The organism is Paraburkholderia sp. RL17-368-BIF-A (assembly GCF_046054045.1).
GTDB classification, from domain to species: domain Bacteria; phylum Pseudomonadota; class Gammaproteobacteria; order Burkholderiales; family Burkholderiaceae; genus Paraburkholderia; species Paraburkholderia graminis.
In genome coordinates, this window is record NZ_JARESN010000006.1 from 242,724 (window position 1) to 266,040 (window position 23,317).

Annotated in this window: 20 protein-coding genes; 12 read left to right on the top strand and 8 right to left on the bottom strand. The window is 61.8% G+C overall.

Translation table 11 applies throughout. The features are described 5' to 3' along the window. Positions 1–132 precede the first annotated feature (132 nt). The 11 genes from P0D87_RS13230 to P0D87_RS13280 all read left to right on the top strand — a co-directional run bounded on the left by P0D87_RS13230 (position 133) and on the right by P0D87_RS13280 (position 13,248). A complete protein-coding gene (locus P0D87_RS13230; protein WP_053860504.1) occupies positions 133–984 on the top strand; it encodes an amidohydrolase family protein in 852 nt (283 codons plus the stop codon). Positions 985–1,018: 34 nt separating this feature from the next. Next, positions 1,019–2,299 (top strand): MFS transporter, encoded by a 1,281-nt coding sequence (locus P0D87_RS13235; protein WP_006050432.1) that lies wholly within the window; start codon positions 1,019–1,021, stop codon positions 2,297–2,299. Positions 2,300–2,358: 59 nt separating this feature from the next. Further along, on the top strand, positions 2,359–3,345 hold the full coding sequence (locus P0D87_RS13240; RefSeq protein ID WP_006050431.1) for a DODA-type extradiol aromatic ring-opening family dioxygenase: 987 nt from the start codon (positions 2,359–2,361) through the stop codon (positions 3,343–3,345). Positions 3,346–3,406: 61 nt separating this feature from the next. Continuing rightward, positions 3,407–4,264, top strand: a complete 858-nt coding sequence (locus P0D87_RS13245) for an HpcH/HpaI aldolase family protein (protein ID WP_006050430.1) — start codon at positions 3,407–3,409, stop codon at positions 4,262–4,264. A 33-nt stretch (positions 4,265–4,297) separates the two neighbouring features. Next, the gene (locus P0D87_RS13250; protein ID WP_053860505.1) at positions 4,298–5,206 is read left to right on the top strand and encodes a substrate-binding domain-containing protein; all 909 of its coding nucleotides are present in this window, start codon (positions 4,298–4,300) and stop codon (positions 5,204–5,206) included. 66 nt (positions 5,207–5,272) lie between these two features. Beyond that, on the top strand, positions 5,273–7,216 hold the full coding sequence (locus P0D87_RS13255) for a PD40 domain-containing protein (protein ID WP_053860506.1): 1,944 nt from the start codon (positions 5,273–5,275) through the stop codon (positions 7,214–7,216). A 2-nt stretch (positions 7,217–7,218) separates the two neighbouring features. Next, the gene (locus P0D87_RS13260; RefSeq protein ID WP_053860507.1) at positions 7,219–8,529 is read left to right on the top strand and encodes an MFS transporter; all 1,311 of its coding nucleotides are present in this window, start codon (positions 7,219–7,221) and stop codon (positions 8,527–8,529) included. Between the two features lie 131 nt (positions 8,530–8,660). Then, positions 8,661–9,686, top strand: coding sequence for a porin (locus P0D87_RS13265; protein WP_029968886.1), 1,026 nt, complete (start codon positions 8,661–8,663; stop codon positions 9,684–9,686). Between the two features lie 298 nt (positions 9,687–9,984). Beyond that, a complete protein-coding gene (locus P0D87_RS13270; RefSeq protein WP_053860508.1) occupies positions 9,985–10,926 on the top strand; it encodes a helix-turn-helix domain-containing protein in 942 nt (313 codons plus the stop codon). A 129-nt stretch (positions 10,927–11,055) separates the two neighbouring features. Beyond that, the gene (locus P0D87_RS13275; protein WP_321175849.1) at positions 11,056–12,237 is read left to right on the top strand and encodes a lactonase family protein; all 1,182 of its coding nucleotides are present in this window, start codon (positions 11,056–11,058) and stop codon (positions 12,235–12,237) included. A gap of 57 nt (positions 12,238–12,294) precedes the next feature. Further along, positions 12,295–13,248, top strand: coding sequence for a LysR family transcriptional regulator (locus tag P0D87_RS13280; RefSeq protein ID WP_053860510.1), 954 nt, complete (start codon positions 12,295–12,297; stop codon positions 13,246–13,248). Here P0D87_RS13280 and P0D87_RS13285 read toward each other — a convergent pair. The 6 genes from P0D87_RS13285 to P0D87_RS13310 form a co-directional block, all read right to left on the bottom strand. Then, positions 13,229–14,908 (bottom strand): thiamine pyrophosphate-binding protein, encoded by a 1,680-nt coding sequence (locus P0D87_RS13285; protein WP_053860511.1) that lies wholly within the window; start codon positions 14,906–14,908, stop codon positions 13,229–13,231. The two genes, P0D87_RS13280 and P0D87_RS13285, sit on opposite strands and share 20 nt — an antisense overlap. A gap of 149 nt (positions 14,909–15,057) precedes the next feature. Then, positions 15,058–15,456, bottom strand: a complete 399-nt coding sequence (locus P0D87_RS13290) for a hypothetical protein (protein ID WP_053860512.1) — start codon at positions 15,454–15,456, stop codon at positions 15,058–15,060. Between the two features lie 11 nt (positions 15,457–15,467). Then, positions 15,468–16,136, bottom strand: a complete 669-nt coding sequence (locus P0D87_RS13295; RefSeq protein ID WP_053860513.1) for an RraA family protein — start codon at positions 16,134–16,136, stop codon at positions 15,468–15,470. Continuing rightward, positions 16,133–17,173 (bottom strand): amidohydrolase family protein, encoded by a 1,041-nt coding sequence (locus P0D87_RS13300; RefSeq protein WP_053860514.1) that lies wholly within the window; start codon positions 17,171–17,173, stop codon positions 16,133–16,135. The genes P0D87_RS13295 and P0D87_RS13300 overlap by 4 nt, the downstream gene beginning before the upstream one ends. 42 nt (positions 17,174–17,215) lie before the next feature. Further along, positions 17,216–18,538 carry an MFS transporter gene (locus tag P0D87_RS13305; RefSeq protein ID WP_408636843.1) on the bottom strand — a complete coding sequence of 441 codons (1,323 nt, stop codon included), beginning with the start codon at positions 18,536–18,538 and terminating at the stop codon, positions 17,216–17,218. 127 nt (positions 18,539–18,665) lie between these two features. Then, entirely contained in the window at positions 18,666–19,565 is a 900-nt protein-coding gene (locus P0D87_RS13310; protein ID WP_053860515.1) for a LysR family transcriptional regulator, read from the bottom strand. Positions 19,566–19,785: 220 nt separating this feature from the next. Between P0D87_RS13310 and P0D87_RS13315 the strand changes: the two genes are divergently transcribed. Beyond that, positions 19,786–20,469 carry an HD domain-containing protein gene (locus P0D87_RS13315; protein WP_006050415.1) on the top strand — a complete coding sequence of 228 codons (684 nt, stop codon included), beginning with the start codon at positions 19,786–19,788 and terminating at the stop codon, positions 20,467–20,469. A 49-nt stretch (positions 20,470–20,518) separates the two neighbouring features. On the opposite strand, the gene P0D87_RS13320 is transcribed toward P0D87_RS13315, so the two are convergent. Next, positions 20,519–21,865 (bottom strand): epoxide hydrolase, encoded by a 1,347-nt coding sequence (locus P0D87_RS13320; RefSeq protein ID WP_006050414.1) that lies wholly within the window; start codon positions 21,863–21,865, stop codon positions 20,519–20,521. A 55-nt stretch (positions 21,866–21,920) separates the two neighbouring features. Continuing rightward, positions 21,921–23,273 (bottom strand): epoxide hydrolase family protein, encoded by a 1,353-nt coding sequence (locus P0D87_RS13325; protein ID WP_053860516.1) that lies wholly within the window; start codon positions 23,271–23,273, stop codon positions 21,921–21,923. Positions 23,274–23,317: the final 44 nt, after the last annotated feature.

Consider the following 23,317-nt stretch of genomic DNA (forward strand, 5'->3'; position numbering starts at 1 on the left):
TGCCGGCGCGAGCCGCTGCAACTCAACACATCGCGCACCTGAGCACGCACCTGAGCACGCACCTGAGCACGCACCTGAGCACGCACATAAGCATGCACATAGACAGGCACACAGAAAAGCACAGAGACACTCATGACATTTTCAATCGTTGATATTCACCCGCACATCATTTCCGACGACGAAAGCCGCTACCCGCCGGCGCCGTTGTTCGGCAAGCGCTCGGACTGGTCGAAAGAACGGCCCACGACGGTCGAGACGCTGATCGCGGCAATGGACGAAGCCGGCGTCGCGAGAGCCGCTGTGGTCCATTCGTCGACGACGTATGGCTTCGACAACAGCTACGTGGTGGACGGCTGCGCGAAATACGCGGAGCGTCTCGTGGCCGTCGGTTCCGTGGACGTATTGCAGGCCGATGCGCCGCAAGTCATTCGCGGCTGGGCAGAGCGCGGCCTCGCGGGCCTGCGCCTCTTCACGGGCGGCAGCACGAAGGACTTCGATCCAAGCGAACTCGACGACCCGCGCTCGTTTCCCGCGTGGGAACTGTGCGGCGAACTCGGGCTGCCGATGTGCATCCAGACCGGGCCGATCGGTTTGCCGCAAGTCACGGCGCTCGCGCGGCGCTTTCCGAACGTGCGGATCGTGCTCGACCATCTGGCGCGTCCCGAAGTCGCCGACGGTGCGCCGTATGCAAAAGCGCAGAGCCTCTTCGATCTGGCGGAGCTGCCGAACATCTACCTGAAGCTCACGCCGCGCATTTTCGGCGATGTGAAAAAGGACCAGGCGAGCGCCGAAACTTTTTTCCCGCGTGTCGTCGACGCATTCGGCGCGCAGCGGCTCGCGTGGGGTTCGAACTATCCGACCTCGCCGGGCACGCTCGCCGACATTCTCGCGACCGCGCAAGCCGGCCTCGCCTGCCTGAGCGAAGCGGATCGCGCGTGGATCTTCGGCGACACCGCACGGCGGCTGTATCCCGCCTTGGCCTGAGCAAGCCTCACACAAACCAACGAGAAAACAGAAGATGGAGACAAGCAGATCTGAACGACAGGCAGGCGTGAGCCGGTGGGCCGTGCTCGCACTCCTTGCGCTCGGCGTGTTGATTTCGTTCGTCGACCGCACCAGCATTTCGTCGACGCTCGCCGACGCGAACTTCATCCGGCACTTCGCGCTCACCAATGTGGATCGCGGCTGGATCAACGCGGCGTTCTTCTGGTCGTACGGTGCGTTCCAGATTCCGATGGGCTGGGTCGCCGACCGCTACGGCGTGAAGTGGCCGTATGCGATCAGCTTCGCGTTGTGGTGCGTCGCCACCGCGATGATGGGCGCGGTCACGGCGCTCGCGAGCCTCGTCGTGATGCGCCTTGTCATCGGGATGGCCGAGGCGATTGTGATTCCGGCGAGCTACCGCTGGATTCGCAACAACTTCGACGAGAGCCAGAACGGTCTCGCGGTCGGGCTGCTGGCGATGGGCAACAAGTTCGGCCCGGCATTGGGCGCGCCGGTCGGCGCATGGTTCATCGTCCACTATTCGTGGCAGGTGATGTTCGTCGCCACGGGCCTCGTCGGGCTTATCTGGCTCGCGCCCTGGCTGCTGCTCGCGCGCAACGATCTGCCGGACAAGGCGCAACTCGCGGCGGCGAACCGGCGCGCGCGCATGGTGAGTCTCGGCAGCATCGTGTCGAGCCCGGTGGTGTGGGGCGGTTTGATCACCAACTTCTGCTACGGCTATTTCACGTTTTACTGCATGACGTGGATGCCCGCGTATCTGGTCGAGCAGCGTCACCTGTCGCTGTCCAAGTCGGGGCTTTTCACTTTCTTCAGCTTTGCCGGCATCGCGATCGTCGCGGCGCTCGCGGGATGGGCGGCGGACCGGATCATCGCAAGAGGGCACAACGCGATTCTCGTGCGCAAGGTGTTCACCATCACCGGCTTTGTCGGCGGATGCACGGTGCTGCTCGGCGCGTATGCGCAGACGCTCGACATGGCGCTCTTCTGGAATGTGCTGTCGCTCTCGCTGCTTGGCCTCGTGACGGCGAACAACCTGGTGCTGTCGCGGCTCTCCCTCATTCCGAAGCAGGCGATCGGACTCGTCACGGGCGTACAGCAGGTCGCGACGAGTCTCGCGGGCGGCGTGACGGCGAGCCTGTCCGGATGGCTGCTGCATGTGAGCGGAAGCTATGACCTGCCGATGATGGTGATCCTCGTCTTCCTCGCGATTGGAGCGCTCGCCACGGCGATTCTTTATCGCCCCGAATGGGCGCCGAAGGTCACGGAAATGCAGCCTGCGCTGCGCGAGGCGTAGCACGCACGCCGGCGCCGTCGAGACCAATGTTGAAACACTAATTCACTGAGAAACCTTACATGGCGAAGATTGTATTCGGGATGGCAGTGCCGCATAGCGGCATGCTGGGTCAGGCACCGGAGGACTGGCTAAAGAACGGTGAGCGCGACCGTAGCAATCCGGAGCTGTGGTATCGCAATCGGACCTGGACTTATGCGGAGCTGGAAGCGCATCGCGAAGCGGCGTTCGAGAAGTTCCTGACGCTCGAGGAGCGCACCGCGCGCGCCGCGCGCTGCCGCGCCGCGCTCGACGTCATGGCCGCCGCGTATCGCGACGCGAACATCGACGTCGCGATCATTCTCGGCAAGGACCAGAAAGAGATCTTTACGCACTGCTCGCCGTCCATCGCCATCTACAGCGGCGAGCAAGTGCATAACGGCCCGCCGCAGCGCTCCGTTTATGCACCGGACCACCACGTTACGCACCAGTGTCATCCAAAGCTGGCGAGTTATCTGATCGGGCACTTCCAGCGCGAAGGCTTCGATCTCACCGATCTGTTCGCGTGGCCCGACAACGTGTGGATGAAGCCATTGCCGGCGTATCCGGTCGTGCCGCATGCGTACAGCTTCGTCTATCACCAGATCATGGGCGACGAACCGCCGCCGCATGTGCCGATCATCATGAACTGCTTTTATCCGCCGACGCAGCCGTCCATGTCGCGCTGCATCGAGTTCGGAGCGGTACTGCGCGATGCGATCGACGCGTGGCCGGAGGATGTGCGAGTCGGCATCTTTGCATCCGGCGGTCTCTCGCATTTCGTCAACGACGAGGAATTCGACCGCCGCATCATGAAGATGCTCGCCGACTACGACTACGAAGGTCTCGCCGCGGTGGACAACCGTTCGTATCAGTCGGGCACCTCCGAAATCAAGCTTTACGTCAGCGTGATGAAGGCCGTGCAGGAAACGCGCGCCAGCATGACGCTCGTCGACTATGTGCCGTGCTGGCGTACGCCGGCCGGCACCGGCGAAGGCATGGGCTTCATGTACTGGAAGGCCGACGAATGAGCCGCGCCCAACTCAAGTTCATGCATCCACGCCTGCCCCTCTTCATCCTGAGATAAAGACCATGAGCGACACGCGACTTAACAGCATCATCCGCGCATTCGAATCCGGCAAGCCCGCTTTTGCCGCGTTCTCGAAGCTCGACAAGCAGACCGCCATCGAGATGAGCGATGCGCCGTACGACGGCATCGTCTTCGAAATGGAGCACAACCCCTACGACGTGACCGCGCTCGGCGACGCGTTGCAGTACATGCTCAGCCGCAAGCAGATCGCCGAGTCGGGCTCGGTAGCGCCGCGTGTGACGCCGATCGCGCGCATTCCCGCCAACGGCGCCGAAATGAATCAGGCGTTCGCGAAGCAGGTGCTCGACCGCGGCGCTTACGGCGTGATCTGGCCGCATGTGGCGACAGTCGAGCAGGCATACAACGCAGTCGCGTCGTGCCGGTATGCGCGGCCTAAAAGCGCGCCCTTGTATGAGCCGAAGGGCGTGCGCGGCGACGGCCCGGCCAACGCCGCGCGTTACTGGGGTTTGAGCATGGCCGATTACTACCGCAAGGCCGACGTGTGGCCGCTCGCGCCGCAAGGAGAAATTCTCGTCGGACTGATGTGCGAGAGCACCGAGGCGATCGAAAACCTCGACGACATTCTGTCGAACGTGCCGGGCATCGGCTTCATTCTGATCGGCGAGGGCGACCTGAGCCAGGAGCTCGGTTATCCCCGCGACTATGAGCACCCGGTGGTGGTCGACGCGATGCGCAAGATCGTCGAAACGTGCCGCAAGCACAACGTGGTGGTCGGCAATCCGCACGTGAACGCGAAGAACCACAAACGCCTGCTCGAAGAGGGATATCGCTTTCTGATGTCGGCGCCGCTGCGCAGCTACGGCGTGGTCGGCATGGCGCGCGAGATGGCGGGGTATTGAACCGGATTCATTCAAGCACAGGAAAGAAGCGCAATGACAACGACGTTTACCGAGCGGTCCGCGGGCGTGCCCGCCTTACGCACGAATCTGGCCACTTATCCGGTCACGAAGGCGATGAAGGAAGGACGCGTCGCCTCGGACCTCGTCAAGCTCGACTACTGCGGACCCACGCCGGCGCACAACGGCTTCAAGGCGATGGTGCGCGAGAACGCGTTCGACGCCGGCGAACTCGCGATCGTCACCTTCCTGCAGGCCAAGGCTTACGGCAAGCCCTATGTGTTGTTGCCGACGCCGATCTCCGGGCGCTTCCAGCATCACTGCGCGGGCTACAACATCGAGTTCGGCCAGCTCGATCCGAAGGACATAGAAGGCAGGAAAGTCGGCGTTCGCACTTATACGCAGACGACCGCGCTATGGATTCGCGGCATTTTGCGCCACGAATATGGCGTCGATCTCGACAAGGTCACATGGATGACGCTCGGCGACGGCCATCTCGCCGAGTACCGCGATCCGAATAACTGCGAACGTTTGCCCGCCGGTTCGTCGATCCCGCAGATGATGCTCGACGGCGAACTCGCCGCCGCGCTGCTCGGCGAGGACATGCCCAAAGACGAACGCGTACGCACGCTCGTGCCCAACGCGCAGGCCGCGGCTAAAGACTGGTTCGCGCGCGAAGGCGTGGTGCCGATCAACCACATGTTCGTCGTGCACGAGGACATTTCGAAGAAGCGTCCGGACATTGTGCGGGAACTGTACCGGATGATCGTGGAGAGCCGCGCTCAGACCGAAGGCGGTGTGCCCGCCGTGTTTCCGCCTATTGGACTCGAGGAGAACCGCAAGGGCATCCAGTTGGCAATCGACTGGGCGCTCGATCAGAAGATCATTCCGCATCGGCTTTCGGTGGATGAACTGTTCGACGACGTGACCGGCAGCCTCGGCTGAATCGTGCCCGGAAAGCGGGGGCGAACGGAGGTATCGAGGAAATAAAACCGCTTGATCATAAAACTCATGGAGGCATTCGCTGTGTATCTCACTTCGTCCTTAAAGAAGCTTCTCGCGTGCATCGCCATCGGGGCTGTCTCGGTTTCCGCTTCGGTTTCGGTTGCCGTTGCGGGCACCGCGGGCGCGGCGCCGAAAGGAACCCTGTTCCTGAACCGGGTCGGCCCCGTCAGTTCAGAGTTGTACATATCGAATGCCGACGGTACTGGCGAACGCAAGCTGATTCCGAGTACCGGCTTCGACTATCACGCGTCCTTTTCGAAAGACGGCCAGTGGCTTGTGTTCACGTCCGAGCGCGACGGCGCTGGTCAATCGAACCTGTATCGCGTGAAAGTGGACGGCACCGGTCTCGAGCGGCTAACCGATCACATTGCGGTCGACGATGCGGCCGTCTTCTCGCCGACGGACCCGAACGTGATCGCGTTCGTCTCGTCGCGCCGGGGCAACGACGGCTTCGGCACGACCAACGTGTGGACGCTGAACCTATCGACGGGCGCATTGAACAACGTGACGGGCTCGCTCGGTTTCGATCCGACGCGCCCGCATGGTTACTTCAGGCCGTCATGGTCGCCGGACGGCAAATGGCTCGCGTTGTCTTCGGATACCGGCTCCGATTGGCGCGGCCACAATCTGCCGACCGGCTGGGAGCGCACGCAGGAAAGCAGTATCTATATCGTCCGGCCAGACGGTTCCGGCTGGAAGAAAATTGCCGGCGTTTCCGGCTATGACGAGGGTTCGCCGTCGTGGTCGCCGGATGGCAAGCGCGTGGTGTTCTATGAAACGCCGGTGGAATCGACATGGGGCGCGCACCGTCCCGAGTCGATCAACTCGGTGAGCTCGCAACTGGTCTCAGTGGATATAGCGAGCCTTTCGCGAACGGCGCTCACCTCCACGGCGGGCTTCAAGGTCTTTCCGCAATATCTGAATGCGGCCACCGTCGCGTATCACGTCAAGGGCGGCTCGACCGAAGGGCTTTATACAACGGCAGGTACTTTCCACTCGACAGCCAATACGGGTATCCGCTCGCCGCGTTATTCGCCCGACGGCACGAAGCTGGTCTACGAAAAAGTCGCGTTTAGTCCCGCACGCGCCAATGGCACGCCGCTCTTCAGTTTCGACCCCGCATGGAAGTACACCTATCTGGACGTATTCCCACAATTGTCGAGGGATCGCGCGAAGCTCGTGTATACGGAGAAGGCAATTAATTCGTCGATTGCCGTTGCGAATCCCAATCTGTCCGGTTACACGCGCATTTACGATCCGGCGACGAGCGGCCTCGACCCCGCTGCCATCGCTCAGGGTCTCGCCGGCGCATTTCAACCGGCCTGGTCGCCCGATCGGCAGTGGGTCGCTTTCGGCGTGGGCAACTGGTTTTTCACGCGCAGTACCGGCCCCGCGCAGATCATGCGTATCAAGGCCGACGGCAGCATGAACGGCCAGGCTGAAGCATTGACAGACGGCTCCATCAATTCGGGCTTTCCGAGCTACTCGCCGGACGGCAAGAAACTCGTGTACCGCGTATGGAGCGAGGAGGTTCAGGGGCTACGCATTCTCGACCTGGCCACGCGCAGCACGACTGTGTTGACGAGCGGCGCCGACAATCTGCCGGGCTGGTCGCCGGACGGCAGCAGGATCGTGTTCACGCGCAAGCAGATCGACGCCACGAATCCAAACCGGTTCAACTACGACGTGTTCACGATCCGTCCGGACGGCACGGGCCTCACACGGCTCACGACCGACGGCTCGAATCAGGGGCACGCCGTATGGACGTGGGACGGCCGCATCGCGTATAGCTCGGGAACGTACGGCTTTCGCGACGAACTCGCGCTCTACGACAACAGCTTCCAGCCCGACGGCCAGAACTGGGTGATGAATGCGGACGGCAGCAATCAGCGGCCGATCACGGATACGCTGTGGGAAGAAGCGATGCCGCTATACATTCCGACGCTGTGAGCATGGAGACGAATCAGTTGACGCACAGACGCGCGGGCGCTGAAAACCCTTGGGGCATCCTCGTGCTTCTCGCGCTAGGTCTGCTGATTTCTTTTGTCGATCGCACGAGCCTTTCCGCTGCGCTCGCGGACAAAAGCTTTGTCCGGCATTTTGCGCTGACGAGCATCGAGCGCGGCTGGCTCAATTCCGCCGTCTTCTGGTCTTATGGCCTGTTTCAGATGCCGATGGGCTGGCTCGTCGATCGCTATGGCGTGAAGTGGCCGTATTCCGTGTGCTTCGTGCTGTGGTGTCTGGCAGCCGCGGCCACCGGCATGGTGACGACATTGTCGGCGCTGATCGTGATGCGTCTGCTTATCGGCGTTGCGGAAGCGGTGGTGGTGCCGGCCACCTATCGCTATCTCGCGAACAACTTCGCGGAAACGCAGAAAGGCACTGCATTAGGCATCTTTTCGATTGGCGGCAAGATGGGGCCCGCACTCGGTGCGCCTATCGCGGCGTGGATGATCGTCGGATATTCGTGGCAACTGATGTTCATTGCAACAGGACTCGTCGGACTCGTCTGGTTGCTGCCCTGGCTGCTGATGGTGCGAAACGATTACCCGTCGCGCGATGAACTCGCGGCGGCCATGCATCGGGCCGCTTCGGTGCCTCTCCGTAATCTGCTGGCGAGCCCTGTTGTATGGGGCGGGCTCGTCAACAATTTCTGCTACAGCTACTTCGCGTTCTACTGCATGACATGGATGCCTGCCTATCTGGTGGAACAGCGCGGGCTTTCGCTGGAGAAGTCGGGCGTTTATACGTTTTTTAGCTTTGCGGGGATCGCGGTCGTGGCGGCGCTCGCGGGGTTCGCCGCAGACAGAATAATCGCGCGCGGACACGACGCCGTGTTCGTGCGCAAATGTTTTATCGTGGCGGGTTTTATCGGCGGCACGACGGTTCTGCTCGGCGCCTATGCGCGCACCGCGGACATGGCGCTCTTCTGGAACGTAGCGTCGCTGTCGCTGCTGGGGCTCGTCACGGCGAACAATCTCGCGCTGTGCAAACTGACGTTGATTCCGACTCAGGCCGTCGGCTTGAACACCGGGCTACAGCAGGTCGCGACCAGCCTGGCGGGAGGTGTATCGGCGAGTCTTTCGGGCTGGCTTCTGCACGTTGGCGGAAGCTACGAACTGCCGATGATGGCGATTTTTATCTTCCTGTTAATGGGCGCCGCGAGCACCGTCGTTCTGCTTCGCCGCGAATGGGCGCCAAAAATCAACGAGGTCGACGAGGCGCTTTCGCTCGAGCCAGTACTACCTAAAAAATGCCAGTGAAACTGACTTTTGTGTAGGGACGCGCCACCGCTCATTCAATACGCTTGATAGCGCACAGCGACCGTAGCGGCCGTAGCCACCTTGGCGGCCGGGATAAGGCTCGCACAAACAAACTATAAACAGGAGACGAAATGAAAAAGACCATCATGGGTTTATCCGTGATTGCATCGGCATGCGCTTTCAATGCTGCATACGCGCAGTCGTCGGTCACGCTGTACGGGGTTATCGACAACGGCATCGAATACCGGAATTCCGCTGCGGGAACGGTTCTTCGCGCGGTGTCCGGCGGACTGTTCGCAAGCCGGTACGGCTTGAAGGGCAGTGAAGACATAGGTGGCGGTCTGCACGTCAATTTCCAGTTGGAGCAGGGCTTCTCCGGCGTGACAGGCGCGGCTTCAAATTCGGCCGCCGCTTTTAACCGGCAGGCGTGGGTCGGTCTATCCGGCGCATTCGGCGAGACGCGCTTTGGCCTGCAAAACACGCCTCAGTACATCTTTATCAACCCCGAGCTCGACCCTGTGGCGGTCATGAGCATTGGCTCGCCAATGAATAACTTCAACAGCCTGACCGTGCGCGTGAACAACGCGATTTCTTATTTCACGCCGACGGTGTACGGCCTGAGCGCGCAGTTCATGGTGGCAATGCGCGATTCCACCACGAAGCCGACCAACGGATTCCAGTTCTATAACGCGGCGCTTCGCTACGAGAACGGACCTTTTCGCATCGCCGCAGGCTACGAGCAGGCGGCAAACGCCGCGGGAACGTCCACACTCAAACTGTTCAACGCGGGGGCGTCTGTCGGTGTAGGAGCCGCGCGGTTCTATCTGGCGTACCACACCGAACACCAGACCGATAACAGTATCAAACGCGATGTGTATGAGGCATCCGGTTCTTATGCATTCAGTCCGGCCGCGCAGTTTTCAGTCATGTACGGCTATGCGCATGACCGGACCGGGCAGGGCAATAATGCGCAGCAGGTCGGTCTGACGTACGCCTATTCACTGTCGAAACGCACGACGCTGTACGGCTCCGCAGGCTTTATCCAGAACCGCAATCAGGCGCGCTTCACGCTCAACGGCACCGGTTATACGGGCCTTGCCGTCGCACCGGGCGCCGACACGCGCGGCGCGATTATCGGCATGGTGCATCGATTCTGATCGCCGCCGCGCTGCGCGTTCGGGTAAATAGCAGGGCGCGTGCTGTTCGAAGATATGCAAAAATCTACGGCGCTCTCGTGGGTTTTTTCCGCTGTTAGCGCTGCTGCAAACTCGCGCATGCGCACCGCAATTCGTGCCGCGTCCATCTTCTCACGCACTTCGCGGTTCCACTCGCCATACGCCACGAGCAGCATGCGGTTATCCGCATCGCGCTGCCCGATGGCTCGCGAAACCGGAATGCTGATAGTGGGCGCGTGAATCAATAGGCGCGTGAATCCGTAGCGGCCAAGGAGACTTTATGACAAACAGTGCGTCGGCAAAGTATCAAACGCGGTCCGGTTCCAAGGCGAAGCTGACAACTGTTCCGAAGGTTCGTCTGTACGTTGAGCGCCCTGAAGAACGGGACTGGTTCGTGCACGTTGGACATGTCACCGAACGAGGCCGCTGGCGAACCGAGCCTCACGCTCATCCGGCCTACGGGCAAGTGATATTCGTGCGCAATGGGCGCGGCGTGATGAATCTCGAAGGCAGCAGCGTGCCGTTCGAAGGGCCGTGCGCATTGCTGTTGCCGACCGAGTGCGTGCATGGTCTCGACTATGAAGTCGATGCCGACCGCTGGGTCGTCACGATCGAGGTCGCCTATCTGGCGCAGGTGAACGCCAGGTTTCACGAATTCATCGCACTGTGGGCTGCGCCGCGCGTGATTCCACTTGCCCATTCCGCAGAAGCGGGAATGGAGTTCTGCAGCTTGATCCACAGCCTGAAGGAAGAAGTGGAATCGGATGCGACCGGCCATGTGGTCGGCACCGAAGCGCTGCTCACCATGCTTTTGCTCAAGCTGGTTCGCGAGGCGCGCCTCGATGCGGCGCACGAAAGCTCGACTCGCAACGACATTCGGCTCGTCGAACGTTTTCGCAAGCTGATCGATGAACACTTCCGCGAGAATCTGCCGCTGCAGGACTATGCATCGATGATGGCGGTGTCTCTCGTGCAACTGCGTGCAGCGTGCGCGTCGGCGACTGAGCAAAGCCCGACCAAGATGATCCACGCCCGCATCATTACGGAGGCGAAACGCAATCTGATCTTCGGCGACATGTCGGTGGAGCAGATTGCTTTTGGCCTCGGTTTCGCCGATGCCGCGTATTTCACGCGCTTCTTTCGCAGGGAAGTCGGTCAGGCACCCAGCCAGTTTCGCGTGGCCGCGCGGCAGCAGCCTCATCGCAAGGCTTCGTCACAGTAAGCGCCTGGACAACGCAGCGCGTGCAGCGAAAAATGCCGGCGAATCGTGCTTTTATGCAGGGACGTACCGCGGTGAATCGAATAGTCTGGAAACATCTCTAGTTCACTCAGGTCTCCAGATTCGTCGCCCATGACCCAGCCTTTAACGAGAATCAGACGTACCCAATACGTTAAAACCGGCGCGTTCGCTGTACTGATGTCGCTCGCGGCGGCATTGAGTGCGTGCAGCAGTGCGGGCACATCGTCGCAAGACGCACGCACGGAACTCGTGTACATCGGCACGCAGGACCGCCAGATTCACGCCATGCGCTTCGATACATCCACGGGCCGCCTCACGACGATCGGCAAGGTTGCCGAGGGGCCGCGCTCCACATGGGTCGTCGCGCATCCGGCTTTGCCGGTGCTCTACGCGGTCGACGACGACAACGCGAAAGAAGGGCGCGTGATCGCCTACGCGGTGAATCGCTCGAACGGCGCGCTCGCCAGGATCAACGAGGTTGCGACGAGAGGCAGCGGCACCACGAACCTGTACCTGGACATCCCGTCGATGACGTTGCTCGCTGCGAATTACGGCGGCGGTTCCGTATCGAGCATCGCTGTCAATGACGATGGAAGCCTGGGCGCGGTCGTCAGCACGGTTAAGGAGACCGGTTCGGGCCCGAACCGCAGGCAGGCAAGCGCGCATGCGCATAGCGCGGCAGTCGATCCCTCGGGGCGGTATGCACTTGTTCCCGACCTCGGCGCCGATCGCGTGTTCGTTTACGGCTTTGACCGCGCGGCGCACGCGCTCGTGGCCGACGACGCCACTCCTCCGCGATCGTTCGCTGCGCCGCCGGGGAGCGGGCCGCGTCATATCGCATTCGGCGCGAACGGTCAGTTTGTCTATGTGATCAGCGAATTGTCCGCGCAGGTGCTGGTGTTTCGTTGGGACGCATCGCAAGGGCGCTTGACGTTGCGGCAGTCGTTGCCGGTCAGCGGCGAAAACTTCAAGGGCACGCCGAGCGGAGCGGAAATCGCGGTCAGCGGCGACGGACGCTTCGTGTACGCCGAAAATCGCGCGGAGAATCTGCTCGCGGTCTATCGCGTCGATGCGGCCTCCGGCGAACTGTCGCCAGTTCAGCGCATTTCGTCGGGCGGTGAGAAGCCGTGGGCATTCGCGATCGATTCGTCCGGAAAGTGGATGCTGGTCGCGAATCAGCGCAGCGGCACAGTGAACGTGCTCGCTATCGACAATGCTTCTGGCATGCTGTCGCAGACCGGGCAAGCGGCGAGCGTGCCGTCTCCTGTGAGCATAGCGTTTGTAACGCGGTGAGCGGTACGACGTATTCGCGCAGTATGGCTAACTATTCCGGCTAACTACTCCGCGTCCATGAACTCAGACGATCTCGCCATGTTCGCGCGCGTCGCGAAAACCGGCAGCATCTCGCGCACCGCGATGGAGCTGGGCGCGAATCAGTCGACCGTCAGCCGGCGTATCGGCATGCTCGAAGCGGAGCTCGGCGTGCGGCTCTTTCGCCGTAGCGGCCGCGGAGTCGGGCTCACCGCGCGTGGTGAACAACTCCTCGGTTACGCGCTCGCGATGGAAAAAACGCTCGACGAAGCTCGCGTCGCGATGCAGGACAGCGCCGCGCGCGGGCCGGCCACGCTCGCCGTTGCCGCGCAGCCGACCATCGCGCGCATGATGTTCGGCAGTCTCGGCCATCGTCTGAAGGCGCGCTATCCAGCCACGCGAGTGCGCTTCGTCGAAGGACTCGCGACTCATCTTCTCGGCTTGCTGAACGACGGCGAGATCGACCTAGCGATCATGTATGTGCCCGAGCATCCGGGCACAAGCCAGTTCGATGCGCTGCTGTCGGAGCAGGTGTGCCTCGTGACGCCCGCCGCATCGCCGGTGTCCGACGGGCCGTTTGCGGTCAGCGGGCTCGCCGGCGTTCCGTTGATTCTGCCGAGCACGCATCACGGACTGCGCGTGCTCGTGGAATCGCTTGCGGCGCGGCACGGCTTTGCGCCTATGATCGCGCTCGAATGCGATGGCTCGATATCCATCACGAAGCGCCTCGTGATCGAACGATGCGGCGCGACTGTGCTGCCCGCAGCCGCCGTCGTCGACGAAGTGGCATCGGGCACGGTGAAATGTTTTCCGTTGACGGACCCCGTCGTGCAGCGGGAAGTCGCCATCGCGTGGCCGCAAAACCGCGTGATGCCGGAAGGCGTATGGAACGTCGCGCAGATGATCCGCGATCTTGCCGCGGATCTCGTCAGCGACGGCACGTGGCCGAATACGACGTTGCACGCGGCCACGCTCATGCACTCAGACGGCTAACCGGCGTGATCTGCCGCGGATCGGTGCGCAGTTCGATCAGCGCCGCGACGCCGGCCTGTTGCGCGCGCTCGAACGCAGCGGGGAAATCCTCGGTACGTTCGACGCGCTCCGCGTGTGCGCCGAGCGCTTTGGCTAGCGCGACGAAATCCGGATTCGCGAGCTGGGTCGCCGAGACGCGGCCCGGATACTCGCGTTCCTGGTGCATGCGAATCGTGCCGAGCATCCCGTTGTTGACGACGATTACGATAAGCGGCGCGCCGAACTGCACGGCGGTGGCGAGCTCCTGCGGGTACATCATGAAACAGCCGTCGCCGGCGAAGCAGACCACGCTGCGTTGCGGATCGCGCAGCTTGGCGGCAATGGCGGCGGGAAAGCCGTAGCCCATTGCGCCGTTCGTGGGAGCGAGCTCGGTCGCGGGCATCCTGTACCGGTAGTAGCGGTGCACCCAGACCGTGTAGTTGCCCGCGCCGTTCGAAATGACGGCGTCGTCGGGCAGCACTTCGTTCAGGTGGCCGACCACATGCGCGAGATCCACACCCGCAATTTCCGGCGATGGTGCGGGCGGCGTCGAATGAGCCACGTAGTCGGCGCGCGCGTCCTTCGTCCATTGCGCCCACGCATGCGAGCTGACCGGCGCGACGCTATCCAGCGCGAGCGCGAACTCGCGCAGGCCGGCGTTGATCGGCAAGCGCGCCTGGTAGACGCGGCCGAGTTCCTGCGGATCGGGATGCACATGAATCATCGTCTGCGCGGGCGTCGGGCTTTCGAACAACGTATAGCCCGACGACGTCGTCTCCGCGAGCCGCGAGCCGACCACGATCAACAGGTCGGCGGTGCGCGCGCGTTCGGCGAGCTTCGGCGATACGCCGAGGCCGAGCTGGCCGACATAGTGCGGATCGCGATTATCGAAGAGGTCCTGGCGGCGGAACGAGGCGGCGACGGGTAGATCGTTCGCCACGATGAAGCGCCTCAACGCCGCGGTCGCTTCGGCATCCCAACCGGTGCCGCCGACGATCGCGAGCGGCCGCGACGCGCGTTCGAGTAGCGCCCGCAGTTCACTCAGCGCGTGCGCCGTGGGCGCCGCCTCGACGACGCGTGCCGCGGGTGCATCGGCTACCGTTGCCGATCCGAACAGCACGTCTTCGGGCAGCGCGATCACCACTGGACCACGACGCCCCGACATCGCGATGCTGAATGCCTTCGCGAGAATCTCGGGAATGCGTTCGGTGCTGTCGATTTCCGTGACCCACTTGGCAATCCCGCCGAACATCTGGCGGTAGTCGACTTCCTGGAATGCGCCGCGGCCCATGAAGTCCTGTTCCACCTGGCCGATGAACAGGATCATCGGCGTGGAGTCTTCACTGGCCGTGTGCACGCCGTTGCTCGCGTGCGTGGCGCCGGGGCCGCGCGTGACGAAGCAGATGCCGGGGCGGCCGGTGATCTTGCCGTATGCATCGGCCATGTTCGACGCTGCGCCTTCATGGCGCGTCGTGATCACGCGGATGCCATGCGCGTCGTGCAGCGCGTCGAGCACCGGGAGATAGCTTTCGCCGGGAACGCAATAGACGGTATCGACGCCGTTGCGCGCGAGCGCATCGACGAGAATGCGTCCGCCATTGCGCGGTTGTGCAATGGCATTTGCATTTGCATTGTCAGACATGGATTGGGGTTCCTCGTTGCCGGTTCGCGGGACAAACGCGGCTTCAATGTGAGCGTTGCGTCACGGCATTATGCGGTTGCCGTTTGCGCTGCACATTGCGAGGGATGCATAGCAGTTATGAGTTTGGCGGCTGGTGAGTGCCTGGCCGATTAAGACGGCAACGGCACGTCTTCAACCAGCCCGGCTTTTACAGCGCGAATCCTGCGATCGACGAAATAACCACCGCCTTCCGTGTAGTGCAGATAGAGACGCCCGCACAGTTTGCATTCCCATACCGCGCAGCGGTTGTATGGAAAGTAGCGTGGTGCAATAGGCGCATCGACGGACCAGTAGGTCGTTTTGCCGGGGAGATACTCGCTGAAGGTCGGCTCCGCATAGTCTTCAGTAGAAAGCGTACCGATTTCCGCGAACTGCGTTTCATCGAGTGACAGCGGTTGCGATTGCCAGCCGTCGAGCGGCGTCTTCATGCACGGGCAGGGCGCGCTTGCGCGCACTTCCGCGGCGCGCGCGAGTTCGAGAAGCATTGCAGCGTTCAGATATTGCGCCATGAGGCTCACATTCAGGTGTTCATCATCCTGTCGCGTTGCGGGGCTACCCACGAGCGGTCGAAATTGCCTTCCGCAATCGACTTCAAGGCCGCCGTTTCTTTCGCATGTTGCCGGCGCGCGCCTTCGATAACGGCGTCGACATCGGCGGGCGCGATTGCGAGCAGGCCGTCTTCATCGCCGACAATGATATCGCCTGGATGGACAACCATGCCGCCTACCGTGACAGGCACATTGATTTCGCCAGGGCCGTTCTTGTACGGACCACGATGCGTGACGCCGCGCGCATACACCGGAAAATCGCGCTGACGCAACGCGCCGACATCGCGGATTGCACCGTCGATCACGAGTCCTTCGACGCCGAGGCTTTGCGCGAAGCTCGCCATGATCTCGCCCATCAGCGCCTGCGTGAGGTCGCCCGCGCCGTCGATCACCAGCACGTCGCCGGGCCGGCAAAAATCGAACGCGCGATGAATCGCGAGGTTATCGCCGGGCCGCGTATGCACGGTCACCGCCGTGCCCGCGAGAGGCTTCGGCCGATGATACGGCCGCAGTCCGATCATGCCGCTCGCTCGCGCCATGTTGTCGCTGAGCAGCGAGACCGCGAGCTCGCGCAATGCGTCGAGCGTCGCGGGCCGAGCCTGCGGTGCGGACTCAAATTCCCGCCATCCTATTGGGTTCATGCAATCGCTCCTTGCGCCGCGAATTGTCGATCGAGTTGACGCGAAAGCCGCGGATACACCGCTCGCGCATTGTCTTCGTAGATACGTTGCCGGTCCGCGTCGCTGAGCCAACCGATTGCATCGATGTAGCGGCGCGTATCGTCGTAATAGTGGCCGGTTTCCGGATCAATGCCTTGCACCGCGCCTATCGTTTCCGACGCGAACAGAATGTTCTCGACCGGAATGACTTTCGCGAGCAGTTCCGCGCCCGGCTGGTGATACACGCACGTATCGAAGAACACGTTGTTCAGCAGATAGTCGCGCAGCAGCGGACGCTTCATGTCCTGTGCGAGACCGCGGTAACGTCCCCAGTGATAGGGCACTGCTCCGCCGCCGTGCGGAATGACGAAGCGCAAGGTGGGAAAGTCGGCGAACAGATCGCCGGTGAGCAACTGCATGAACACGGACGTGTCGCCGTTGATGTAATGCGCGCCCGTCGCGTGGAAATTCGGATTGCACGATGATGACACGTGGATCATCGCGGGCACGTCCAGTTCCACCATCGCTTCATAAAGCGGATACCACGAACGATCCGTGAGCGGCAGTCCAGACCAATGTCCGCCGGATGGATCGGGATTCAGATTGCAGCCGATAAAGCCGAGTTCTTCGACACAGCGCCGCAATTCGTCGATACAGTTCGCGGGCGGCACGCCCGGCGCTTGCGGCAACTGGCATACGCCCACGAAATTGCGCGGAAACAGCGAACACACGCGATGCACGAGGTCGTTGCATTCGCGCGACCAGTGCGCGTTCGCTTCGGCGGTGGCCAGATGGTGACCCATGCCTGCGGCGCGTGGCGAAAAAATCGTGACGTCCGTTCCGCGCTCGCGTTGAATGCGCAGTTGGCCCGTTTCGATGCTTTCGCGGATTTCGTCGTCGCTAATGTTGGGGCGTGCCGGTGGCATGTGACCGTCCTTTAGCGCGGCGATCTGCTGGACGCGCCATGCTTCATGCTGCGGCGGCGAGGTCGTGTAATGCCCGTGACAATCGATGATCATGTCTGCAAGTACCTTCGTTCTGGTTGTCGCAAGATTGGTTGGTCATGCACGCGGCGCGGCATCGCCGGCGGTGAGCGAGGCGGTTTCGTCGTCCGACGCCGTGACTCGCATCACGAGCGCGATGATCGTCGATACAAGAAGGAACGCGGCAATGGTCAGCAGCGCAAGCTTGAAGTTGCCGGTCGCGCTGCGCACGAGTCCGATGCTCCACGGCCCTACGAGCCCGCCGAATTGCGCGATGGTGTTGATGAGCGCGATCGTCGCGGCGCCCGCGGCTCCCGTTCTGAACGATGACGCCAGGCTCCAGAAGAGCGGATTGCCCGCGTAGATGAACAGGCCCGTGATGCACAGCAGCACATAGGCGATGACGGGGTTAGGCGCATACGCGCTGCCGGCAATCGCAAGTGCACTCATGCCATAGACGAAAGCGAGGTGTTTCTTGCGATCGCCGGTGCGGTCGGAACTGCGGCTAATCAGGAAAGTGCCGAGTACGCCGAGCAATGGCGGCGCGGCGGACAGAAAATCGACTTCGAGATTAGTTAGATGTCCAAGGCTTTTGACGATCTGCGGCAGCCACAGGAACAATCCATAAATGCCGACCAGCGCGCAGCCGAACAGACATGCAAGACTCCACACGCGGATGTCGGCCGCCACGCGCAGCAGCGGAAAATGCGTGTTGCCTCCCAAGGCCTCGCGCTCGGCGGCGAGCGTGGATTCGAGCCAGCGTTTTTCATCGGCGGAAAGCCAGGCGGCGTCGGCGGGGCGCTCGGTCATGATGCGCAGTGTGAGAAGACCGAGCAGCATTGCCGGCACGCCTTCCAGAATGAACATCCACTGCCAGCCGTGCAGACCGAGAATGCCGTCCGCGTAAGTCATCAGCGCGGTGGAAATGGGACCGCCCAGCACCGCCGAAAAAGAACCGGCAATGATGTAGCCGCCCACGGCGCGCGCCCGGTAACGTACAGGAAACCATTTCGTCAGATAGACCGCGACGCCCGGCAGGAAGCCCGCTTCCATCACGCCGAGCAGAAAACGCAGCACGTAGAAGCTCGTGTCGTTGAAGACGAACGCGGTGACCGCGGCCACAGCGCCCCATGTCAGAAGAATGCGCGCGATCCAGCGGCGTGCGCCGACGCGATGTAACAGCAGGTTGCTCGGCACTTCGAGCAGCATGTAGCCGACAAAGAAAATGCTGCCGGCAAATCCGAACACAGCGGGGCTGAAGCCGAGCTGCTTGTTCATATCCAGCGCGGCGAATCCGATGTTGATCCGGTCCAGATAGTTGAAAAACATCATGGCGAAAAGCAGGGGCATCAGGCGCCCATAGACCTTTCGCATGGTGGCGGCTTCGTCGATCGGATTCATCCTGTCTCCTACCTTGCGGCGACGGCGAAGTTGCCGTCCCTGCGTTCTTGTCATGTGTGCAATCAATGATAAGAACGCGGCGGTGATGAGTCCAAGACGGGTTGCTTATGCTTCTATAGGTTTTTGCTTATAGTGCTGCGTCCGCAATTGGCGGCGGCAGACAGGCGAGGAATGCACGCAAATGGGGTGAAGCGTCGTCCGTGCGAAAAGTTGCGGCGAGCGTCGAGCGATGCGTTGAACCGGGCCCGGTCAGATGGCGATACACGACGTCGCTGCGGCCGAGCCGCGCGACGGATTCGCCGATGAAGGTGACACCGAGTCCGGCCGCCACGAGCGCGATTGCAGTCTGGATTTCATACGCCTGATGAGCGACGAGCGGCGTCAGGCCGGCGTCCCGATACAACGATAGAACCGAGCGCTTGAACTGCGCATTCTGATGCTTCGGATAAAGGATCAACGGCGTATCCGCGAGATCGGCGATTTTGACTTTCTTCTGCGCGGCGAGCGGATGACCGGGCTCCAGTGCGACCATGACCCGTTCGCGGAGCAGCGGATATGACGTGCAACCGTCGATGGCCAGCGGCTGCCGGCCGATGCCGACATGAATACGCATGTCGCGCAACGCATCGGTCTGTTCTTCGGTGAGCATCTCGAAGAGCTTCAATTCCACTTGCGGATACGCGTGATGAAATGCCTTGAGCGCGGGCGGCAAGATGCTGTACATCGCCGAGCGCGTGAAGCCGACGCTGAGCCAGCCGCGCCGGCCCACGCCGATTTCCTGCGTCGCGAGGCCGGCCTGCTCCAATGCGCCGAGTATCTGGCGAGCTTCTGTGCAGAGATAGTGGCCGGCTTCCGTGAGCGCGAGCGGACGCCTCGCGCGATCGACAAGCTGCGTGCCGAGCCGGTCTTCGAGTGAACGGATCTGCTGGCTGAGCGCGGGCTGCGCGATATGCAAGCGCTCCGCGGCGCGGCTGAAATTGAGCTCCTCTGCAAGAATCACGAAGCACTGTAGAGCCCTAAGGTTCATGGCGATGGTGTCTGTCGTCGGTATGCGCAGGATAACCTACGCGGTCGTAGGCGCCGCAGTTGGCAGAAAACGCCGTCTGGTTGGCTGTGTTCCAGGCATCGATCGAATTGAAAGTTGCTTGCCGCACTCCGATACTTTGGGTGCGGGCTTTCCTTCTCAACGTAGCTATCTCAAGCCGCCCGGAATGCGCGGCAACTACGCACACATTGGAGCAACGAACATGACGACGATTGCAGGAATCAAGATTCCCGACAGCGCAATGGCACGCGCAGCCACTCAACTGGTTCGCGATACAGAGTCGGACCTGCTTTTCCATCACTCCACTCGCGTATTTCTTTTCGGCGCCCTCGCCGGCGAGCGCAAGCGGTTGAAGTATGACCCCGAGCTTCTGTATATAGGCGCAATGTTCCATGACATGGGTCTTAGCGAACAGTTTCGCGGATCGCAGAACCGCTTCGAGGTCGACAGCGCAAATGCGGCGCGCAGCTTCCTTCAGGGGCACGGCATTCCCGAAGGCGAGGTCGAGCTCGTGTGGGACGCGATCGCCCTGCATACCACACCGGGTATTCCGCCGTTCAAGAAGCCAGTGGTTCAACTCGTGACGGCAGGCGTCGAGATGGACGTGCTGGGCTTCGCGTATGACGAGTTCACCGAGGAACAGCGCAAGGTGGTGGTGGCGGCTCACCCACGCGGGGAGAACTTCAAGGAGCAGATTATCAACGCCTTTAACGAGGGCATGAAGCACCGGCCGGACTCGACATTCGGTACGGTCAACGACGACGTGCTTGCGTTGAAGGACCCCGGTTTCCGTCGCAAGAACTTTTGCAGCATCATTCTCGGAAACGCGTGGAACGACTCGAATTACGCGTGCACCTGCAATGATCCGGGGCATCGGCACGGCTGAACTGGATTGATGACGGCGAGTGCGGACAGCAGGAGAGAGAGCACGTCGCTTACCGTAGCGACCGGAAAGCTGCCCTCAGTTCCTGAGCAAATATCGTCGGCTGCTCCCACGCTGCAAAATGGCCTCCTTTCTCGGCCTGATGGTAATAGATGAGGTGAGGGTAGGCCTTCTCGGTCCAGCTACGCGGCGCCTGATATTGCTCGCCGGGGAATACGCTGACGGCGACTGGAACCTTGACGCCTTTTGCGTTGAAGAATCCACCCTTATATTCCCAATAGAGACGCGATGCAGACACGCCCGTATTAGTCAGCCAATACAGCGTGATGTTGTCGAGAACTTCGTCACGCGTCAGTTCGCCTGTTGCGCTCGCACTCCGGTTCAGCGCTGCAGCGACTGCCGCGGCGGGCTGAGCATTGGCGTCGTTGTGATCGAGTAGCCAGGCCGCCAGGCCGACGGGTGAATCGTCAATGCCGTAGAGCGTCTGCGGGCGCGAGCCCATCAAGCGGGCGTAGTCCACTTGCTTGAACGTTTGGGCGAGCTGCCCGTAGGCGCGTTTCTCGTCCGCTGACATACCGGCTGGCGCCGGGGCGCCGATCCTTAGCGCCTCGTCGATGTCCGCAGGAACTGTCGCGGGCATGTTGGTGTGGATGCCGAGCAGCCCCGGAGGTGCCTGCAAGCCCATTTGATCGACGACGAACGCACCCCAGTCCCCGCCTTGAGCGACGTAATGCTGATAGCCGAGACGGCGCATCAACTCGGCCCACGCGCGCGCCATGTGTTCGGGACCCCAGCCGGTCGTCGTCGGCTTGCCGGAGAAACCGTAGCCGGGCATCGACGGGATGACGACGTCAAACGAATCGTCGGCTTTTCCGCCATACGCGACGGGGTCGGTCAGTGGCCCGATGAGCTTGACCTGTTCCAGCACCGAGCCGGGCCAGCCATGATTGATGATCAATGGAAGCGCATTCGGGTTCTTCGATCGAACATGGATGAAATGGATGTCCACGCCGTCAATGGTCGTCACGAATTGCGGTAACGCATTGAGCGCCCCTTCCGCTTTACGCCAGTCGTAATCCGTTGCCCAATAGCGCGCGAGTTTCTGCATCGTCTCAAGCTGCACGCCCTGTGACGAGTCCGCCACGGTCTCTTTTTCCGGCCATTGCGTGGCGGCGATACGCCTGCGCAGGTCGTCGATCGCGACCTGCGGCACATGAACCGGTGCAAACGGACGGATGGACTCGTCCTGGACGCTTGCATGCTGTGTTGCCGGAAGTACATCCGGTGTTGGAACCGCGTACGCAGAGCTGAAAGCCGTCGCTAGCGTAAGGCCCAAAGAGGCTGCGACAAACGCAGCAAGCGTGCGCCGCGCGGGCGCTGATGATGCTGAAAAATACATGGTGACTCTCCTGCAATGAGTGCTCCAACGCATGCGGGTCGGAGCGTTTCGCGCTTTACGCACGCAATGGCCTTAACCCCGCTCGCACTTCATTCGCGAAGATGATCGGTTCTTCCCATGCCGCGAAGTGCCCGCCGGTTTCGGGTTTGTTGAAGTACATCAGATTGTGATAGGCCTTTTCGGTCCAGCTCTTCGGCGCCTGGTAGTTTTCTCCCGGAAAAGCGCTCACTGCGGCAGGCACGTTGACGTCGGCCGCAAGGAAGAAATTCGCGTGCGACTCCCAGTAGAACCGCGAAGCCGACACACCTGTATTGGTGATCCAGTAAAGCGTGATGTCGTCGAGAATGTCGTCCCGCGTCAGCGCGCCTGCGGAATGTCCATTGACGGGATGCCCGAGCACGGCCGCGCTCAGCGCCGCTGCGGGCTGGCCGTAGCCATCGCCGTGATCCAGCAGCCAGGACGCCAGCGCAACGGGCGAGTCGGCAAGTCCATAGAGCGTCTGTGGCCGCGTGCCCATTTCGACCGCGTAGCCCCGCTTCTTCTTGAAGTTCGCGCTCAACTGGTCATAAGCGTGCTTCTCCTCGTCCGATAAGCCTTGAGGTATCGGATCGCCGGCCGCCAGCGATTTGAGGATCTCAGCCGGAACGGCCGCCGGGAAATTCACATGAATGCCGATCAGTTCGGGCGGCGCCTGTTTTGCCATGATGTTGGTGACGATGCCGCCAAGATCGCCGCCCTGCGATGCAAAGCGCTCGTAGCCGAGCCTTTTCATCAACGTGACCCACGCACGGGCGGTGCGCTCCGGACCCCAGCCGGTCGTTGTGGGCCGTGCCGAAAAGCCGTAGCCGGGCAACGACGGAATCACGAGGTGGAATGCATCCGAAGCCGGTGCGCCGTACGCAGTCGGATTGACGAGCGGGTCGATGATCTTGAACTGTTCGATGACCGAGCCGGGCCAGCCGTGCGTCACGATCAGCGGCATTGCGTTCTCGTGCTTCGAGCGGATATGAAGGAAGTGGATGTCGAGCCCGTCGATCTCCGTAATGAACTGCGGATACGAATTCAGCCGTGCTTCGCATTTGCGCCAGTCGTAGCCGGTCGACCAGTATTGCGCTAGCGTCTGAATCATGGCGAGCTGGATGCCTTGTGACTCGTCGGGCACGGTCTCGCGATCAGGCCAGCGGGTCGCCTTGATACGGCGGCGCATGTCGACGAGTTGTGCCTCGGGCAGTTGAACGCGAAACGGGCGAATTGCGGACTTGTCGCCGTTCGCGGGTTCGGTGATCCTGCCGATTGCCGGGCTGGTGTCCGCGAAAGCAAGCCGGCTGAGCGAACCGGCAGCCAGGGCTGCGGCGGCCGCACCGACGAAGTGGCGGCGGGATGAGGATTGGGGAGTGTCTTGTGACATGAGATTGTCTCCTGCTTGATCAGCGTGTTGTGTTGCGGGTGAAG

Excerpts from the sequence above, each read along its gene's own strand:
- P0D87_RS13230 (WP_053860504.1), top strand. The coding sequence starts at position 133 with ATGACATTTTCAATCGTTGATATTCACCCGCACATCATTTCCGACGAC.
- P0D87_RS13235 (WP_006050432.1), top strand. The coding sequence starts at position 1,019 with ATGGAGACAAGCAGATCTGAACGACAGGCAGGCGTGAGCCGGTGGGCC.
- P0D87_RS13240 (WP_006050431.1), top strand. The coding sequence starts at position 2,359 with ATGGCGAAGATTGTATTCGGGATGGCAGTGCCGCATAGCGGCATGCTG.
- P0D87_RS13245 (WP_006050430.1), top strand. The coding sequence starts at position 3,407 with ATGAGCGACACGCGACTTAACAGCATCATCCGCGCATTCGAATCCGGC.
- P0D87_RS13250 (WP_053860505.1), top strand. The coding sequence starts at position 4,298 with ATGACAACGACGTTTACCGAGCGGTCCGCGGGCGTGCCCGCCTTACGC.
- P0D87_RS13255 (WP_053860506.1), top strand. The coding sequence starts at position 5,273 with ATGGAGGCATTCGCTGTGTATCTCACTTCGTCCTTAAAGAAGCTTCTC.
- P0D87_RS13260 (WP_053860507.1), top strand. The coding sequence starts at position 7,219 with ATGGAGACGAATCAGTTGACGCACAGACGCGCGGGCGCTGAAAACCCT.
- P0D87_RS13265 (WP_029968886.1), top strand. The coding sequence starts at position 8,661 with ATGAAAAAGACCATCATGGGTTTATCCGTGATTGCATCGGCATGCGCT.
- P0D87_RS13270 (WP_053860508.1), top strand. The coding sequence starts at position 9,985 with ATGACAAACAGTGCGTCGGCAAAGTATCAAACGCGGTCCGGTTCCAAG.
- P0D87_RS13275 (WP_321175849.1), top strand. The coding sequence starts at position 11,056 with ATGACCCAGCCTTTAACGAGAATCAGACGTACCCAATACGTTAAAACC.
- P0D87_RS13280 (WP_053860510.1), top strand. The coding sequence starts at position 12,295 with ATGAACTCAGACGATCTCGCCATGTTCGCGCGCGTCGCGAAAACCGGC.
- P0D87_RS13285 (WP_053860511.1), bottom strand. The coding sequence starts at position 14,908 with ATGTCTGACAATGCAAATGCAAATGCCATTGCACAACCGCGCAATGGC.
- P0D87_RS13290 (WP_053860512.1), bottom strand. The coding sequence starts at position 15,456 with ATGGCGCAATATCTGAACGCTGCAATGCTTCTCGAACTCGCGCGCGCC.
- P0D87_RS13295 (WP_053860513.1), bottom strand. The coding sequence starts at position 16,136 with ATGAACCCAATAGGATGGCGGGAATTTGAGTCCGCACCGCAGGCTCGG.
- P0D87_RS13300 (WP_053860514.1), bottom strand. The coding sequence starts at position 17,173 with ATGATCATCGATTGTCACGGGCATTACACGACCTCGCCGCCGCAGCAT.
- P0D87_RS13305 (WP_408636843.1), bottom strand. The coding sequence starts at position 18,538 with ATGAATCCGATCGACGAAGCCGCCACCATGCGAAAGGTCTATGGGCGC.
- P0D87_RS13310 (WP_053860515.1), bottom strand. The coding sequence starts at position 19,565 with ATGAACCTTAGGGCTCTACAGTGCTTCGTGATTCTTGCAGAGGAGCTC.
- P0D87_RS13315 (WP_006050415.1), top strand. The coding sequence starts at position 19,786 with ATGACGACGATTGCAGGAATCAAGATTCCCGACAGCGCAATGGCACGC.
- P0D87_RS13320 (WP_006050414.1), bottom strand. The coding sequence starts at position 21,865 with ATGTATTTTTCAGCATCATCAGCGCCCGCGCGGCGCACGCTTGCTGCG.
- P0D87_RS13325 (WP_053860516.1), bottom strand. The coding sequence starts at position 23,273 with ATGTCACAAGACACTCCCCAATCCTCATCCCGCCGCCACTTCGTCGGT.